This window comes from Methylobacterium sp. J-070 (assembly GCF_022829385.1).
In the GTDB taxonomy this organism is placed as follows: domain Bacteria; phylum Pseudomonadota; class Alphaproteobacteria; order Rhizobiales; family Beijerinckiaceae; genus Methylobacterium.
The window spans coordinates 13,736-30,523 of record NZ_JAKSXX010000073.1 but is presented as its reverse complement, the minus strand read 5'-3'; the positions used below and the strand labels follow the sequence as shown (position 1 = coordinate 30,523).

The window sequence follows — 16,788 nt, the reverse complement described above, 5'->3', positions numbered from 1 at the left end:
GGGCCGGATCTGCTTCAATAACGCAACGCAGATCCGCACGATCATTGCCACGCGGTGGGGTGGGCCATGGCCAGACGCGCAACAGGAACCGTGCTCGTCGGAACGCTCCTGGCCACCGCATCCATGGCACAGCAGAGTGCGGCACCGTCTCAGGGTCCAGCGAGACTGCAGCCGGTCGCCAGCTTCGAGCATCAAGTGACCGGCGTGACCGTCTCGAAGGAGGGACGCATCTTCGTCAACTTCCCGCGTTGGACGGAGGATGCGCCGATCTCGGTTGCCGAGGTGACGAGCGACGGCCGGATCAAGGCTAACCCGGACGACGCGTGGAATTCCTGGCGCAATGCCAAGAAGTACCAGATATCGGCCGCGGATCACTTCGTGTGCGTCCAGAGCGTCGTGGCCGATGCGTACGGCAATCTCTGGGTCGTCGATCCGGCCGCGCCAGCCACGGCCTTCATCGTGCCGGGCGGGCCCAAGCTCGTCAGGATCAACCTGAAGACGAACAAGGTCGCCCAGGTGATCCGGTTCGACGAGACGGTCGCACCGCAGGGCAGCTACCTGAACGATGTGCGGTTTTCGCCGGACGGCCGGCATGCCTATCTGACCGATGCCGGGGCCACGGGTGCTCTCGTCGTGGTGGATCTACAGACCGGCCAGGCTCGACGGGTCCTTCACGCCCATCCGAGCACCCAGCCGGAGAAGGATGTGGTAGTGAAGACCGATGGGCAGGCGCTGCGCCAGCCCGACGGCCGGAAGGTCGAATTCGCCGCTGACAGCATCGCGCTCTCTCCGGATGGGCGCACGCTCTACTGGAAGGCCCTGACCGGCCGGACCCTCTATCGCATCGCGACGGAGGCCTTGGAGAACCCGCTTCTGTCCGAGACGGATCTCGCAGCGCGTGTGGAGCGCGTCGCCGAAACCGAGCCGACGGACGGACTCTGGATCGACGGGCGCGGGCGGCTGTACCTGAGCGCGATCGAGCAGGACGCGGTGAAGGTCCGGGAAGGGGATCGGGTCACGACCCTCGTGCGGGACGAGCGGCTGCGCTGGCCCGATACGTTCTCCGAGGGACCCGACGGAACGGTCTACGTCACCAGCTCCCGCATTCAGGACATGAGCTGGTTCAAGCCCGAGAACGGCCCGCGCCTCGCGACGCAGCTGTGGCGCATTGAGCCTGGACGGACCGGAGCGGCGACCGGGTCCGTCGGGCAGCCCCGATGACGCCGACGGGGTCGCCGGGATGACGACGCACGCATCGCGGCGAATGCGAACGCGGTAAGGCCCAGATCCGCACCCCGGGCTCGGACGCTGGACCCGACGCGCCCGCGCATGACGCTCATGCGCGAGACGGCCGTCGAGAGCGGGTCTCCATGTGGGCCAGCCGGAGCGATGCGCGCCGCGAGAGGCCTCGCCCTGCTTCAGGAAGCCGGTCTCGTCGAGAACCGGGACCGCGGCCGGGGCGGCCAGCGTCTCCGGGGCATGATCCCGCACCGCGTCGGCCAGGGCCTCCGCCCCCTTTCGATCACTCGGCGCGTCCGCTGGGACCGCCCTCCCACCTCTCCCGGAAGCCCGTTCCGGGTCAGGCGCGTGGTATGCTGGCCCAGGATCGTCGGCCATGCTCACGGAGGCTCGATATGACCGATCAGGAGGTTCGAGACGCTCTCAACCGCCATTGGGCAGCATCCGACGCGAGTGATTTCGATCAGGAGCACGAAATCTATCGCGAGGAGGCGGTCCTTGAGTATCCGCAATCGGGCGAGCGCATCCGCGGGCGGCAGAACATCCAGTCGTCGCGCGCCGCGCAGCCGAACCGGAAACGCTTTACGGTCCGGCGGATCATCGGTGCGGGCGGATTCTGGGTCACCGAATATGTTCTGACCTATGACGGGCGGCCGTCCTACACCGTGAGCATCATGGAGTTTCTGGATGGGAAAGTGATCCGGGAAACCCAGTATTTCGGCGACGCGTTCGAGCCTGGGCCGTCCCGGGCCCAATGGGTCGAGCAGATCGCCTGAGGCTCCGTCCCCCTCAAGGAGCTGCAACGAGCAAGGCTCAGCACGCTTGCCTCCCCTGCGCCGTCTGCGATGTGGCTCGACCCGAACCGTCGCTATCTATCCGTGTCTTGGCGCGCGAGCGGCTACCGAGCGCCGGATTCCGACACCGCGAACGGCGCGGCGTATCCGCGTTTGAATCCCGAAAGGTTTGATCCACGATGCAGTTGCTCCCGCGCGTAATCACGTCCACCGCAGAGCGCGTGCACCGAGAATTCGACGATCGTGGTCCCGAGGCGTGTATCGATAGCCTCACGCGAGATCTCGAGCGGAACAATCCGGAGATCCTCGACATGGTGGCGCGATGCGCGACCGACCTCGGAAATCCGTCCAAGATCCTGTTGGGCTTCGGCCTGTTCTATCGTGCGCTCACCGCGGAATGCGGCGCTGACTTTGAGAACCTGCTGCACCCGCTCCCCCGCGTCAGCCCGGAGACCCGGGATCTCCTCGTGCGCGAGATCGACCAGACAGGGTCTGAGACGTTCACGGTGGCGTGCATCCACGACCTCGAGGCGAACAACCCCGAGCTGCTTCAACTGGCCCACAGCTTCGCCTCGGCCCACGGCGACTACCTGGGCGTGATGCAGGCCTTCGCGCTCGTCTATCGGGCGCTCGCGGACGAAGCCATGCGCGAGCGACGCCGCGTCCATTGACGGTCCCCGGACGTCCGCTCAGGCGCGTCCGCCGGTGCCCGCCTCGCGCCATGCGGCCGCCCTCTCGGCGACGGCGACCGCACCCGCGTGGTTGAGGAAGGCCTCGATTTGGGCGACCTGCGCCTCGGGTGTGCGCACGACAACCAGGGTGCCGCCGCGGCGGATGCCTTCGGCGTACACGTCTGCGTCATCGGCCCCGAGCCCCGACCCTATCAGGGCCCCCGCGAGCCCGCCGACGGTGGCGCCGCCGAGCGCAGCCGCGACGAAACCGCCCGCTACGACCGGTCCGACACCGGGGATGGCCAGCGCCGTGAGAGCCGCGAGCGCGGTTATGCTGCCGCCGAGGACGCTGCCGATTGCGGCGCCCGTGACCGCGCGGCTCTGGGCGGTCTCGTCGAGGCGCTTGGCATGTTTCAAGTCGGCATCGTTCGCAACCAGACTGATCTCGATGCCGTGCAGGCCGCCGCTTTCGAGCTCCTGGACCGCCGTTGCGGCCGTCGCGTAGTCCTCGAACAGTCCGGCGACGGCAACCTGGTTCTCAGCCATCGGAACACCCTCCCGAGGCAGCGGTGAGAAAATCCTGTCCGGTCGAGAATGACGTCCTGCGGTGCACACGCATTGACGCGCGTCAGTGCGCGACGCGCCGATGCGGTGGCAGCCAGGCGGGGCACACCAGCACACCGGACAGGACGCCGTGAAGCCTGGACGCGCTGTCCCGCCGCTTCGGGCGCACTCCAGATGCAGTCCTACCTCGGGTCGGTCATTCAGTGCGGCCGCTCAGGCAGTTCCTTCAAGGGAGTGCCGGAACAAGTGTATTGATCCGCCGCGCGCGCCAAGCCCATCTATGGCAACCTCGCGGAGGCGGCACCCCGCGCGGGAGGTCGGCACGACCTCGAGCCGACCGGGGTTCCTGGCCGCGTGTCTGGCTATGGGTTCAACACCGTTGATCCCCCGAAGCATGGCCTGCGACCCAGGCCTCCCGCTGCCCGGTTGTCCAGCGCACCACGATAGGGCCGGGCAGGGCGTAGTAGATCAGCAACAGGATATAGATGCCGATGCTGAGGTAGGGGGTCACCAGGGCTAGGAAAAAGGCCAGGCCGTACAGGAGCGGCACGAGCCGCCAGTGCCATGTCAGCGCATAGAGACGATTTGCGTTCATGTTCAATTTCACCAGCCGGGCGCGCTGGGCATGCTGCCACATGAAGCTGAACGTCATCCCCGCCAGGCAGAGTGCGGCGCTGTAAAGCAGCGCCGCGATGCGAAGGTCGTTCGTGTCGGAGCGCGCATATTCCGCCATGAGTGCCGTCGTGAACGGAAGAATGGCGACGCAGAGAAGCAAGATCAGGTTCGTGAACAGCAGCACATGGTCGCTGTGGCGCAGATGATGGAACATGGTGTGATGGTTCGCCCACACCACGCCGACCTGCAGGAAGCTGAGAACGTAGGCGGCATAGACGGGCCACTGGCGCAGCAGCGCCGCCGTCAGTTCCTCCCCGTGCAGATCAGCCTCCCGCGGCACTCGGATGTCCAGGACCAGGAGCGTGATGATGATCGCGAAGACTCCATCGCTGAACGCTTCGATCCGTGTTGGCGATGGTGCCTCGTCGATGAGCGCGAACGGAGCATCGTTGGGAAGCTCGGACCGATGCTGGAGCATGCCCTGTCCATTGTCTGTCGCGGTGGTCCGGCGCTTCCGCGGCTCGCGGATCCGCCGCGCTCTGACGTCGCCAAGGACATCCGTGTCGCGAAGCCCATAACCCAAAGCGGAATCTGTGTTTTACTCGCACTGCCCCGGCGAGGGCACGCGAGCAGCGGCAGGATTATTGGGAGCTTTGCGATACGGCTGCCCTAGAAATCCATGCCGCCCATTCCACCCCCCATGCCTCCGCCCGGCATGGGCGGCGGTGGGTCCTTCTTGGGCGCTTCGGCGATCATCGCCTCGGTGGTGACGAGGAGGCCGGCGACCGAGGCCGCGTCCTGCAGGGCGGTGCGCACCACCTTCACGGGATCGACGATTCCGGTCTCGATCATGTCGACGTAACGCTCGGTCTGCGCGTCGAAGCCGAATGTCGGCGAATTGCTTTCCATGACCTTGCCGACCACCAGGGATCCTTCGACGCCGGCGTTGTCGGCGATCTGGCGGATCGGGGCTTCGAGGGCCTTCAGCACGATCTTGATGCCGGCCTGGACGTCGGGGTTGTCGCTCGTCAGGCTGCGGGCCACCTCCTTTGCCCGGAGGAGCGCCACTCCACCACCGGGGACGATGCCCTCCTCGACAGCGGCGCGGGTGGCGTGCAGGGCGTCCTCGACCCGGTCCTTCTTCTCCTTGACCTCGATCTCGGTCAAACCGCCGACGCGGATCACCGCGACGCCGCCCGCGAGCTTGGCCAGGCGCTCCTGCAGCTTCTCCCGGTCGTAGTCCGAGGTCGTCTCCTCGATCTGCGCCTTGATCTGCGCGATCCGGCCCTCGATGTCCGACTTCTCGCCGACGCCGTCGATGATCGTGGTGGTCTCCTTCTCGATCCGAACCCGCTTGGCCCGGCCGAGCATATCGACCGTGACGTTCTCGAGCTTGATGCCGAGGTCCTCCGATATGGTTTGTCCCTTGGTCAGAACCGCGATGTCCTCCAGCATCGCCTTGCGGCGATCACCGAAGCCCGGCGCCTTCACGGCCGCGACCTTCAGGCCGCCGCGCAGCTTGTTCACCACCAGCGTGGCGAGCGCCTCGCCCTCGATGTCCTCGGCGATGATCAGGAGCGGCTTGCCGGTCTGGACCACGGCCTCAAGCATGGGCAGCATCGCCTGGAGCGAGGACAGCTTCTTCTCGTGGATGAGGATGTAGGGGTCCTCGAGCTCGGCGATCATCTTCTCGGCGTTGGTGACGAAGTAGGGTGAAATATAGCCACGATCGAACTGCATGCCCTCGACGACATAGAGTTCGGTCTCGGCGGTGCGGGCCTCCTCGACCGTGATCACGCCCTCGTTGCCCACCTTCTGCATGGCCTCGGCGAGCATACGGCCGATCTCCGGATCGCCGTTGGCCGAGACCGTGCCAATCTGCGCGATCTCATCGTTCTTGGTGATCTTGCGGGCGCTCTTCTCCAAGTCCTTGATGATGGCCGTGGTCGCGAGGTCGATGCCGCGTTTCAGGTCCATCGGGTTCATGCCGGCGGCGACGTACTTCACGCCCTCGCGGACGATGGCCTGGGCCAGGATGGTCGCCGTGGTGGTGCCGTCACCGGCGATGTCGTTGGTCTTCGAGGCGACTTCGCGCACCATCTGGGCGCCCATGTTCTCGAACTTGTCGGCGAGCTCGATCTCCTTGGCGACGGTGACGCCGTCCTTGGTGATGCGCGGAGCGCCGAAGCTCTTCTCGATCACGACGTTGCGGCCCTTCGGGCCGAGCGTCACCTTCACCGCGTCGGCGAGGATGTCCACGCCGCGGAGCATCTTCTCGCGCGCTGTGACGGAGCACTTGACTTCCTTGGCGGACATGATCCTGCTCCATAAACCAAATTTTCAATCTTGGTTGCGCAGAGCGCTCAATCTAATTCTCTATGACGCCCATGATATCGGACTCTTTCATAATCAACACATCCTCACCATCAACGACTATTTCGGTGCCTGACCACTTCCCGAAGATCACGCGGTCGCCGGCCTTGACCCCGAGGACCATCAGGTTTCCCTTGTCGTCGCGTACGCCCGGGCCGACGGCGACGACTTCCCCCTCCTGGGGCTTTTCCTGCGCGGTATCGGGGATGATGATGCCGCCCTTGGTCTTCTCCTCGGCACTGATGCGCCTGAGGACGACCCGGTCGTGCAGCGGACGGAATTTCATCGTAAGCCTCCTCAATGCGCCGGTTCGGCTGGTGGCTGCGTTGCGGTGACGTCCGACCGGGCACAGCCCGGCATGCCGCGAGGGCTCGGCGTGCCCGGGCCGCAATCGAGATGCGGTTCAGCCTGTCCCCGCCCGCCGTCTCCGTGTCGAGGCGAGCCGGCGTCACGGGCCGGTCGTGGCCCAAGCGTTCGCGCCGCGCCCCGTCAGATCAGATAACGAAACTCCGGCAATTTCTTCAGCTCTTCCTTGCTGGCGCCAGGCAGGACGATCTTTCCTTTTTCGTCATCCAGTTTCAGCTGATCGAAGGGGGTTGCGATCAGGTGACCGCCCAGACCGAGGAATCCTCCCACCTGTATGACGGCGAATAAAACCTTTTCCTTCCCGATAATGATGTCGTCGATGCTGCCGATTTTCTCATCCTTGTCGTTGACGACGGTGCTGCCGTGCAATTTCGTCGTGCGCCAGCCCTTTGCGACTTCTTTCACGTCTACGCTCAGGAGGCGGACCACCTGGGAGAAGGCCGGCACGGCAACCCCGACCGTCGCGATACCACCCGCAAACACGGAACCCGCCACGAGCAACGCGATGACGTGGAGGCGCGCCCAGGGAGCTTGACCCGAACGCCGAGGTCGAGACGTCTGGTGCCGAACGTTGCGCGCCACGGTTTCCCGCCAAGCTGCGTCCGGTCGAACGTGGCGATAGAGGTCCATAAGAGCACTCCATGAAAACGGGGTTGGACATGGCGCTCGACCGAAACAGTGGCCATTGCCGCCGTCAGCCTCCGCGAACGAAGTTTTGCCCCCACGATGGACGTTGCACATTGATCCGCGTCAGACCGACGGGCGATTGTTAGTTGCCTCTGCCGACCGCTGACTTGGGCGAACCTCGGAGGCCGATGTTCCCGGAGACGAACGCTGACCCTGAGCCACCAGACTGGGCCGCGCCGTCGAGGCTGAGCGCGCGCAGCCCGGCCGCGTAGCGCCGCCATGCTGGTGGCGGCTGCGGTCTCGGAGAGGAAGACGCGCACGGAGCCGCCTTTCACGGATGATGCCGTGGCGGCCGAGGAACCGCGACGGCCCGCTCCCCACCCGCCCGGGAGAGGCGACGGCGAGGCGGCCTCGAACAGGGGGCGAGGCCGCCATCGGTGCCGGGCCGGCGGACGCCTCGAGCGCCGCCTCGGAGGCGGCCGGCCTACCCGGCGAACTTCAGGGCGAACCGCTCGGCGCTCAGGCGCTGCTGAATGACCTGCGCGACGAACTCGGCATCGCGGCCGACCGCACCGAAGCGGCCCGAACCCCAGGTGTTCAGCCAGGGCAGGCCGATGAAGTAGACGCCGTCCTCCTGCGTCACGCCGCGCTTGTGCTTGGGGCTCCCGGCACCGTTGAACACGGACGCGTCGAGCCACCGGAAATCCGGCGTGAAGCCGATGCACCAGATGATCGCGGTGATGCCCGAGCCCGCCAGGGCGAGGCCGGTGACGGGCTCGCCCGGCTCCCAGACGGGGGTATAGGGCTCCTGCACCGGAGCGTCGATGTTGGTCTCGGTGATGTACGTGTCGATGGCAGCGTTGATGCCGTTGTACGTCCGGTCGGCCCCGTCGAGGGAGCGCTTGAGGTTGTCGCGGAAGCGCAGAACCCCGTCGTCATAGTCTTCCAGCACGCCGTAGAGCTTCATGCCTTCCGTGGCGAAGCGGCGCAGGTCGATGTCCCGCCCGCCGTCGCGGCCGGTCACGTAGTGGTTGGTGTTGTCGCGGACGCCGTCGCGCAGCGGGTGATTGTCGACGGTCATCTCGTAGTAGCCCATGTCGGCGAGCCACGTGACGACGTCGCGGCCGCGGTAGAACCGGGCGCAGCGCGGCGCATCGCCCACCGCGAGATGGACCAAGCGGCCGGCGAGATGCAGGTCCTCGGCGATCTGCGCGCCGGACTGACCCGAGCCGACCACCAGAACCTCGCCCTCCGGCAATTGCGCCGGGTTGCGATACTGGTTCGAGTGGATCTGCACGACCGAGCCCGGCAGCTTCTCGGCCATGCGCGGGATGATCGGGGTATGATAGCCGCCCGAGGCGACCACGACCTCGTTGGCCGTGTAGTCCCCGTCCGAGGTGCGAACCGAGAAGAGACCGTCGTCGGCTCGTGCGACGCGTGTGACCGCGACACCCTCGCGGATCGGCGGGTTCACCCGAGCCACGAAGCCCTTCAGGTAGGCGACGATCTCGTCCTTCCTCATGAACCCGTCGGGATCCGGCCCGTCGTAGGGGTGCCCCGGCAGGTCACACTGCCAGTTCGGCGTGACCAGGCAGAACGTGTCCCACCGCTGACTCGACCACGTGTGAGCGGCGGTCTGCTTCTCGAAGACGAGATGGTCGATCCCGCGCTGCCTCAGGTGATAGCTCACCGAGAGGCCGGCCTGGCCACCGCCGACGATGGCGACGGGGACGTGACGGGGCGTGGATGTCATGGCTCTGGCTCCGCGAGGGTCCGAGGGGAGGCGCCGGGTTCAGGTCTCGAAGGTCTCGACCGTGACGAGGCCGCCCGGGGCCTGCCGCTTCGCCGCGGTCTCGATCCGGGCGAGCTGGGCCATCGCCGACGAGCACGCGAAGCCGTACTTCTCGCGCACCCGCTCGCTCGCGATGTTGAGGGCCGTGCGGGTCTTGTCGACGAAGTCGTCGAGGGCGTAGCTCTCGCCGACAGCGAGGAAATCCTTCACGACGAGGGAGGGCGAGTAGCAGGCCTCGCGACGGCCATCGGGCCAGCGGATGTGGAAGTGCATCTCAGGCATGGATCGGCTCCCGTTCGACGCGGGCGCAGGCCGCGTAGGTATCGAGGTGACGCCCGGCGCAGGCGCGCCAGGAATGCGCGGCGGCCCGGGTCGAACCGGCCGCCCGCAGGGCCGCGCGCGTCGTCGGTGCCAGGGCGGCCGTCATGGCGTCGGCGATGTCCCGGGGATCGCCAGGATCGACGAAGAGGGCATCGTCGCTCCGGAGGTACTCGGTGAAGGGCGGCCGGCGGGAGACGATCGCCGGGGTGCCGCAGGCCATCGCCTCCAGCACGCAGAGCCCGAAGCCCTCCGTCCAGGAGGGAAAGGCGAGACCGTCCGCCATCCGATAGAAGGCCGGCATCTCCGCCTGCGAGACCGGTCCGGTCTCGATAACCGCCGCGCCGCGCCCGACCGCGAGCCCGTGTGCGCTCAGCGCGGCGTGGCAGCGGGCGCGATACGATGCGTGATCGAGGAGCGATGCGCCGCCCACGATCACGAGTTGCGCGTGGCGGTGGCGTCGACGCAGGAGCGCGAAGGCCTCGATGATCCCGGCCGTGTTCTTGCGCTCCTCGAATCCGCCGACGCTCAGGACGACCGGTCCGCCCCCGATGCCCCAGCGCGCCCGCACGATCGCGTCGGCTTCGGTCGGCGCCTCCCGGTAGATCGACAGGTCCACGCCGTTGCCGACGACGCCGACCGCCGTACCGAGATCGTCCGCGATCCGGTCGGCCCAGGCGCGGCTGACAGAGAGGAGGCGCGTGGCCTCGCGGATGGAGCGATCCTGCCAGTCCGCGAGCACCGGGTCGGAGAAGCGATCGACGTGGTGGACGGTGCGCACGAAGCCGGGGATCAGGCGGCGATGCTTGAGCGTCGCGAGGGCATTGCCGCCGATGCCGCAATGGGCGTGAAAGACGTCGAAGTCACGGGCGGCGGGCGACGCGAAGTGGCGCAGGTAATCGTCGATGCGCGCCCGCACGAGGTCGACCGTCGTGCCGGCGACCGGCTCTGCTGCCACCGACACCGTCGGGCAGGCGGCGGCCCGATAGAAGCCGCGCCCGGACGGATCGGAGGCGTGGACCACCGCCTCATGCCCGAGGGCGCACAGGGCCTCGGCCAGCGCGAGGCAATGGGCGACGCCGCCGCGCGGGTTCGTGGAGTGGGTCAGGATGGCGATGCGCAGGGCCGTCATGGGACGGCACCGATTCCGTCCCGGCCACAGCCGATCAGCGGGCCGACCGTGAAGTCCCAGACGACGGCCTCGTCCCCGGCGGCATCGCGCACCCGGGCGACCCGGCTCGCGTCGAGCTTACCCACGGTGGCGACCGCGATGTCCCGTTCGGCGAACCGCGCGCGGACGGCTCGGGTGCGATCCGGGGGCACGCTCAGCAGGTAGCCGAAGCTCGGGAAGGCGGTGAGCCAGCGGGCGAGGGGCACGTCGGCCGGCCGCGGGATCGCGTCGAGGTCGATCACACCGCCGACGTTGGAGCATTCCAGCAGCATCAGCGCCGTGCCGACGACGCCCGCCATGCTGATGTCCTTGGCGGCGCAGGCCAGACCGTCCTCCGCGAGGCCCGGCAGCAGCGCGAGGTCACCGCGCAGGCGCTCGCCCGGCGCGCCGGTGGAGGCGTCCCAGTACGGGTACGGATCGCGGAAGCGTCCGCGGAGGTCGATTGCTGCGACGAGGTCGTCGCCGGGCGCCGCGTCGAAGCTCGTGAGCAGGCGCGGGCCGGCCCGGCCGAGCACGGCGACCGCGAGGTTGCCCGCATCGGCCCGGGTATTGGTGTGACCGCCGACGATCGGGACGCCGTAGAGCGCCGCAGCGTCGGAGAGGCCGGCCAGGATCGGGTCTGCCGCCGCGGCATCCCGGCTCCACAGGGCGTCGACCACGGCGAGCGCCCGCCCGCCCATGGCGGCGATGTCGCTGAGATTGACCATGATCCCGCAATAGCCGGCGAAATACGGGTCGGCCGCGACGAAGCTGTCGAGGAAGCCCTCGATGGCGAACAGCAGGTGGCCGTCGCCATCCGGCAGGGCGGCACAATCGTCGCCGACCGGCACCGCGGCGCGCCGGCTGCTCAGTCCGAGGCGCTCGACCACGGCATCGATGTCGCGCTTGTGCGCGACGCCGCGCGCGTCACGGATCTGGCCGGCCAGGGCCTGGAGGTCGAGGCCCGCATTCATCACGCGGCCCTGCGGAACGTGACGAGCCCGTGCTCGGGATCGTGCATCGGCGGGTAGGCCGCGAGGTCCGCCTGCATCAGGTGATGCGGCCGCCCGTGCAGGTCGACCGCGTCGAGGCGCGTCCAGTGCAGGGCCTGGAACAGCGCGACGTTCCGGTCCTGCACATGGGCGAGGAACCGGGTGCAGCCCCGCGCGTGGGCCGAGGCGACCGCGACCTGGATGAGCCCGGCTCCCAGTGCGGCGGTGCCGCGGAACGGTCCGGCGACGGCCAAGCGCGAGCCCCACCACGCGCCGGGACGCTCCTGCTCTTCGTGGATGCGCACGGTGCCGACCACGGCGTCGGCCTCGCCGCCGAGGGTCGAGAGGGCGCAGATCGGGATGGCGTGCGCGTCGACGGCGTCCCGGTCGTCATCGGCGAAGATGCGCTGCTCCGTGCAGAAGACCTGGCGGCGCAGGGCCGCGCAGGCGGTCCGCTCCCACGGGCTCGTGGCGAACTTGATGCGGAAGTGGCTCGGCCGGTACGGCGGCACGGGTTCCAGGATCATGAGGCCGCCCCCGCGCGCTCGTAGGTGGAGAGCGCCGAGCAGGCGCCGCAGCGACCGCAGCCCGCCTTGATGTCCGTCGCGCGCAGGTTCGCGCCGACCAGCATGTCCGCGAGGGGTTTGAGGATGGCGTGCATGAAGTCGGGGCTCGGCGCCGGATGGCTCTCCAGCGGAGTGCCGGAGATCGGCACGAACGGCACCACGAAGGGATAGACGCCCATCCCGATCAGGCGCCCGGCCATCGCCAGGATCGCCGCCGGCGCGTCGCCGAGGCCGGCCAGGATGTAGGTCGAGACCTGGCCCCGGCCGAAGACCGGTACGGCGGCCTCGAAGGCCGCATAGTAGCGCTCCAGCGGCACGCTCGCCTTGCCGGGCATGATCCGGGCCCGGACCTCGGGCGTGACGGTCTCCAGGTGCATGCCGAGGGCATCGATGCCCGACGCCTTCATCCGCTCGAACCAGCGGTCGTCCTCCGGCGGCTCGCACTGCGCCTGGATCGGCAGGTCGACCGCGGCTTTGACCGCGAAGGCGCTCTCGCACAGGATTGCGGCGCCCCGGTCGGTGGCGTTCGGGGTGCCCGTCGTCATGACCATGTGCTTGACGCCGTCGAGGAGCACGGCCGCCCGGGCGACCTCGGCGAGTTGCTCCGGCGTCTTGTGCGCGACGGTGCGACCGGCGGCGAGCGACTGGCCGATGGAGCAGAACTGGCAGGTCTTGGTGCGGCTCGCGTAGCGGATGCAGGTCTGGAGGACGGTGGTGGCGAGCACGTCCTGCCCGTGCAGCACGGCGATCTTCGAATAGGGCACGCCGTCGAAGGTCGAGAGCGCGTAGAAGCGCGGCTTGCCCGGGAAGGTCGCCCGACCGATCACCGCGCCGTCATGCTCGATCACCGAGACCCCGTTGGCGTCCGGGCGGCGAACCAGGAAGGGGGAATCGAAGGCGGCCTCGGTGTGGACCGGCACCATCACGGTGCGGCCCGCGATGGTCATGGCCTTGTGGTCGGAGGGGCCCGCCCCGCCGCGGCGGCTCGGCGCCCCGGCGCGGCTGTCGGCAAGCCTAACGCCGTAGGACTGCAACGCGTTGATCAGGCGCTCCGTCGGCATCCCCACCAGGGCCGCCCCGACCGGCGGACCCGAGGGAAGGCTCGTCGGACGCGGAGAACTGCTCATGGTCGAGGCTCCGGAAATCGGTCTGGGAACGGATCGGCTGGTGCACGAACGGGGCCGGACGGTCGTCGTGGAGCAGGCTGAGGAGTTCGGGGCGCGCGTAGTGGCCGACCGAGTCCATCATCCGCTTGCGCTTGGTCACGAGCGCGAGGTCCATGTCGGCGATCAGGAGGCCCTCGCCGGCGCCCAGCGGCTCGGCGAGGTGCCTGCCCTCGGGCGAGACGATGGCGGTGCAGTTGCCGCCGCGGCAGGCGCCGCGCAGGCGCTCGTCCGGGCAGACCTGCGCCACCTGCGCATCGGTGAGCCAGCCGGTGGCGTTGACCACGAAGCAGGCCGCCTCAAGGGCGTGGTGGCGGATCGTCACCTCCATCTGGTCGGCGAAGATCTGGCCGACCAGCGAGCCCGGGAACTGCGCCGCGTGGATCTCCTCGTGGCGCGCCATGAGGGCGTAGCGGGCGAGCGGGTTGTAGTGCTCCCAGCAGGCCAGCGCCCCGACGCGGCCGACCGCCGTCTCGACCACGGCGAGGCCGGCGCCGTCGCCCTGACCCCAGATCATGCGCTCGTGGTAGGTCGGGGTGATCTTGCGGCGCTTGAGCTTCAGGCTGCCGTCGGCATCGAAGATCAGCTGCGCGTTGTAGAGCGAGCCGTGGTCGCGCTCGTTCACCCCCAGCACGATCACGGCGCCGTGGCGGCGCGCGGCGGCCGAGACGGCCTGCGTCACCGGTCCCGGCACGGCCACCGCGCGCTCGTAGAGCCGCAGGTGCTCGGCGCCCTGCATCGCCGGCGGCAGCACGAAGGAGAAGTAGGGATAGTAGGGCACGAAGGTCTCGGGGAAGACCATGAAGCGCGCGCCCTTGGCGGCGGCCTCGTCGATGGCATTGAGCACCCGCTCCAGCGTCCCCTCCGGCCGGTCGAGATCCGGCGCGATCTGGACGGCGGCGGCCCGCACGATCCGGTTCTCTGACATGGATGATCCTCCGGCGGTGACGGCGGCCGCGTCGGGGGCGACCGCCGGATGCGCTGCGCGGGCGTCAGACGGTCCAGGTGTCGATGATCACCGCGTTGTCGCGCTTGTGCAGGAGGATGCAGTCGAGGACGTCGAGGGGGTTGATCATGCGGATGCCCTCGATGAAGGCCGCCTCGCCGTGGCCGTAGAGGGCCTGGGTCGAGAACCGGCAGGCGTAGACCTTGCCGCCCTCGGCCATGAACTTCTCGAGCTGGTTGTTGAAGTTGAGGTGTCCCGGAAACGCCTCGTCGCCGAGCCGCGGGAAGCCGCGCTGGACGCCCAGCGTGATCCCGGGTCCGTAGAGGAGGATCGAGGTCTCGAAGCCCTTGCGCTGCAGGCGCGTGGCCTGGAGCAGGTTGACGAGGCCGATGGAGCCCTCGAACGCGACGGTGTGGAAGGTGACCAGCGCCTTCTGGCCCGGCTCGGCCTTCACGTCCTCGAAGACCTTCTCCTCGTAGTCGACCAGGAAGTCGCCCTTCTTGTGGGGCTCGCGATTGACGGCAGGCATTGATCTCTCTCCTCGATGGATGGGACCACAGCAGCCGGAGCTTCCGGCGGTCACAGGTCATCCAGGGCAAGCGGTGTGCCAAACCGCGACGATCAATAAGCCATCAATGCGCCGATCCAGTATCCATACAATAAACCGATCAATCACGGCGAATATGAGCGTGAGTTGGGCATCAGCTCGCTCAATCCACGCGCAACGACTGCCTGCTTGCTGCTCAGGACATACAGGTTCGACGATCGCCGATTGCCGGCATTGTATGGAGCGTTCGGCGAGCGCTGCCGGAGGCGATCGCGGTACAGCTATTGCTAGCCATACAATCGAGCATTGATTGCATCGTGATCCGGGCCGCGACGAATGACTTCGCCAGAGCGAGACGAACGACCGAACCGGCAGACTGGATCGGCTAGGACTTGGGCGCCGGATCTGAAGCGATGGGGCAAGCCCCATTACCTCGCCATCGCGGAGGCGTTGGCGGAGGACATCCGGACCGGGCGTCTGACGGCGGGGACGCGCCTACCGACCCAGCGCGCCCTCGCCGAGGCGCTCGACCTGAACTTCACGACCGTTTCGCGCGGCTACGTCGAGGCCCACAAGCGTGGGCTGATCGAGGGGCGCGTCGGCCAGGGGACCTTCGTGGTCGATCCGGCTCGGCCGCCCCGTTCGACCGGTGCCGCGGCCGAACGTCGGATCGGTCCGGTCGACTTCACCATGAACCTGCCCCCCGAGCCCGACACGCCGGCCCTGCAGGCCCGCATGCAGGCCTCGTTCGCGGAACTGTCCGGCGATCTCACCAACCTGCTGCGCTACCAGGGCTTCGGCGGCACGGAGGAGGACAAGGAAGCGGCTCTGCGCTGGCTGAGAGGCCGCGGGGTCGTCACCTCCCGGGAGCGCCTGCTGATCTGCCCGGGCGCGCACAGCGCGCTGTTCAGCATACTGGGGCAGGTCGCCCGGGCGGGCGACACGATCTGTGCCGAGCGGATCACCTATCCCGGCATCCGCGCCCTCGCGGCGCACCTACGCCTGCGCCTCGTCGATCTGCCAATGGACCGCTACGGGGTCGACCCCGATGCCTTCGCCGCGGCCTGCACCCGAGTGGCACCGAAGGCCATCTATCTGAACCCGCTGCTGCAGAACCCCACCACCGCGACCCTGCCCAGGACGCGGCGCGAGGCCATCATCGCGGTTGCGCGGCGATACGCCGTCGCCATCATCGAGGACGACGCCTACGCGCGCATCTGCCCGACCCCGCCGCCGAGTTTTGCGGAACTCGCGCCGGAGATCACCTACTATGTGGCGGGTCTCGCCAAGTGCCTGGGCGCCGGACTGCGCCTCGCCTTCCTGGTCGCCCCGAGCGCCCGTTCCGCCCTGCCGCTGGGCGGCGCCCTGCGCGCCGCCACGGTCATGGCCTCGCCGATCGCGACGGCCCTGGCGACGCGGTGGATCACGGATGGCACCGCGGAGGCCGTCGTGCAGTTCGTCCGCGCGGAATCGGCCGCGCGCCAGCGCATCGCGACCGCGATCCTTCCCCCCGGGACCTACACCGCCGATCCGCACGCCTTCCATCTCTGGATCACGCTGCCGGAGGGCTGGACGCGCTCGGCCTTCGCCAGCCAGGGTCGGTCGGCCGGGCTCGGCGTCATCGCCAGCGACCCTTTCTGCGTCGCGGGGACTCCGCCGGAGGCGGTCCGCCTCTGTCTCGGCGGCCCCTCGACCCGGCAGCAGATCACGCACGGACTGGAGGTGCTCGCCCACGTGCTCGAAGGCTCGCCGGCCCTCGCCTCAGCCTACATCTGAACCGTCCGGGCCGGGTGCCGGTCAAAGCGCCCGCGCGGTCGAGGCCTTCCGGGTGGACGGCCGTGCAGGCGGGGACGGTCTGCTCGCGATCGGCCGGATCTGGCCGTCAGCAGGATGTCTGCCCAGGAGCAGGCCGGCGGAATCGGACCCGCCGTCGAGGATTCATGCAAACCGGTCCGCGAGACCGGCGCCCCTTAGCACGCGGGGGCATCCCAGAAGTGCGCAGCCAGACAAAGGTTCGACGTCACCCCGATCCCGCGGTGATCCTCGCACGCACCGGCCTTCGTCG

The 16,788-nt window shown here is 68.5% G+C and carries 17 protein-coding genes and 1 pseudogene; 4 read left to right on the top strand and 14 right to left on the bottom strand.

Annotated elements, in window-relative coordinates; all coding sequences use genetic code 11:
- Positions 1-66: 66 nt before the first annotated feature.
- Positions 67-1,221 carry an L-dopachrome tautomerase-related protein gene (locus tag MKL01_RS05545; RefSeq protein WP_409566202.1) on the top strand — a complete coding sequence of 385 codons (1,155 nt, stop codon included), beginning with the start codon at positions 67-69 and terminating at the stop codon, positions 1,219-1,221.
- A 165-nt stretch (positions 1,222-1,386) separates the two neighbouring features.
- Here MKL01_RS05545 and MKL01_RS05540 read toward each other — a convergent pair.
- A pseudogene (locus MKL01_RS05540) lies at positions 1,387-1,512 on the bottom strand (IS701 family transposase); the annotation flags it as partial.
- 122 nt (positions 1,513-1,634) lie between these two features.
- Between MKL01_RS05540 and MKL01_RS05535 the strand changes: the two are divergent.
- Both MKL01_RS05535 and MKL01_RS05530 read left to right on the top strand, forming a co-directional pair.
- Entirely contained in the window at positions 1,635-2,015 is a 381-nt protein-coding gene (locus MKL01_RS05535) for a nuclear transport factor 2 family protein (protein WP_243904216.1), read from the top strand.
- A gap of 197 nt (positions 2,016-2,212) precedes the next feature.
- Complete coding sequence (locus tag MKL01_RS05530) at positions 2,213-2,704, top strand: hypothetical protein (protein ID WP_243904215.1); 492 nt, start codon at positions 2,213-2,215, stop codon at positions 2,702-2,704.
- Between the two features lie 18 nt (positions 2,705-2,722).
- On the opposite strand, the gene MKL01_RS05525 is transcribed toward MKL01_RS05530, so the two are convergent.
- From MKL01_RS05525 to MKL01_RS05465, 13 genes are all read right to left on the bottom strand, one after another.
- On the bottom strand, positions 2,723-3,250 hold the full coding sequence (locus MKL01_RS05525; RefSeq protein WP_243904214.1) for a hypothetical protein: 528 nt from the start codon (positions 3,248-3,250) through the stop codon (positions 2,723-2,725).
- A gap of 388 nt (positions 3,251-3,638) precedes the next feature.
- Positions 3,639-4,361, bottom strand: a complete 723-nt coding sequence (locus tag MKL01_RS05520; protein WP_243904213.1) for a TMEM175 family protein — start codon at positions 4,359-4,361, stop codon at positions 3,639-3,641.
- A 191-nt stretch (positions 4,362-4,552) separates the two neighbouring features.
- Positions 4,553-6,199: a chaperonin GroEL gene (gene groL, locus MKL01_RS05515; protein ID WP_243904212.1), complete on the bottom strand. Its 1,647-nt coding sequence runs from the start codon at positions 6,197-6,199 to the stop codon at positions 4,553-4,555.
- A 52-nt stretch (positions 6,200-6,251) separates the two neighbouring features.
- Entirely contained in the window at positions 6,252-6,542 is a 291-nt protein-coding gene (gene groES, locus MKL01_RS05510; protein ID WP_243904211.1) for a co-chaperone GroES, read from the bottom strand.
- Between the two features lie 203 nt (positions 6,543-6,745).
- Positions 6,746-7,252, bottom strand: coding sequence for a PRC-barrel domain-containing protein (locus MKL01_RS05505; protein ID WP_243904210.1), 507 nt, complete (start codon positions 7,250-7,252; stop codon positions 6,746-6,748).
- A gap of 481 nt (positions 7,253-7,733) precedes the next feature.
- Positions 7,734-9,002, bottom strand: a complete 1,269-nt coding sequence (locus MKL01_RS05500; RefSeq protein WP_243904209.1) for an MSMEG_0569 family flavin-dependent oxidoreductase — start codon at positions 9,000-9,002, stop codon at positions 7,734-7,736.
- A 39-nt stretch (positions 9,003-9,041) separates the two neighbouring features.
- Complete coding sequence (locus MKL01_RS05495; RefSeq protein ID WP_243904208.1) at positions 9,042-9,323, bottom strand: MSMEG_0570 family nitrogen starvation response protein; 282 nt, start codon at positions 9,321-9,323, stop codon at positions 9,042-9,044.
- Positions 9,316-10,491 (bottom strand): MSMEG_0565 family glycosyltransferase, encoded by a 1,176-nt coding sequence (locus MKL01_RS05490; protein ID WP_243904207.1) that lies wholly within the window; start codon positions 10,489-10,491, stop codon positions 9,316-9,318. The genes MKL01_RS05495 and MKL01_RS05490 overlap by 8 nt, the downstream gene beginning before the upstream one ends.
- Complete coding sequence (locus MKL01_RS05485) at positions 10,488-11,483, bottom strand: sll0787 family AIR synthase-like protein (protein ID WP_243904276.1); 996 nt, start codon at positions 11,481-11,483, stop codon at positions 10,488-10,490. Before MKL01_RS05485 ends, MKL01_RS05490 begins: the two co-directional genes overlap by 4 nt.
- Positions 11,483-12,028, bottom strand: coding sequence for an MSMEG_0567/Sll0786 family nitrogen starvation N-acetyltransferase (locus MKL01_RS05480; RefSeq protein WP_243904206.1), 546 nt, complete (start codon positions 12,026-12,028; stop codon positions 11,483-11,485). The genes MKL01_RS05485 and MKL01_RS05480 overlap by 1 nt, the downstream gene beginning before the upstream one ends.
- Positions 12,025-13,128, bottom strand: a complete 1,104-nt coding sequence (locus MKL01_RS05475; RefSeq protein ID WP_243904275.1) for an MSMEG_0568 family radical SAM protein — start codon at positions 13,126-13,128, stop codon at positions 12,025-12,027. The genes MKL01_RS05480 and MKL01_RS05475 overlap by 4 nt, the downstream gene beginning before the upstream one ends.
- Complete coding sequence (locus MKL01_RS05470; RefSeq protein ID WP_243904205.1) at positions 13,082-14,158, bottom strand: Nit6803 family nitrilase; 1,077 nt, start codon at positions 14,156-14,158, stop codon at positions 13,082-13,084. Before MKL01_RS05470 ends, MKL01_RS05475 begins: the two co-directional genes overlap by 47 nt.
- A gap of 64 nt (positions 14,159-14,222) precedes the next feature.
- Positions 14,223-14,705, bottom strand: a complete 483-nt coding sequence (locus tag MKL01_RS05465; RefSeq protein WP_058191264.1) for an MSMEG_0572/Sll0783 family nitrogen starvation response protein — start codon at positions 14,703-14,705, stop codon at positions 14,223-14,225.
- A 354-nt stretch (positions 14,706-15,059) separates the two neighbouring features.
- Here MKL01_RS05465 and MKL01_RS05460 point away from each other — a divergent pair, with 354 nt between their 5' ends.
- Entirely contained in the window at positions 15,060-16,499 is a 1,440-nt protein-coding gene (locus MKL01_RS05460; RefSeq protein WP_243904204.1) for a PLP-dependent aminotransferase family protein, read from the top strand.
- Positions 16,500-16,788 lie beyond the last annotated feature (289 nt).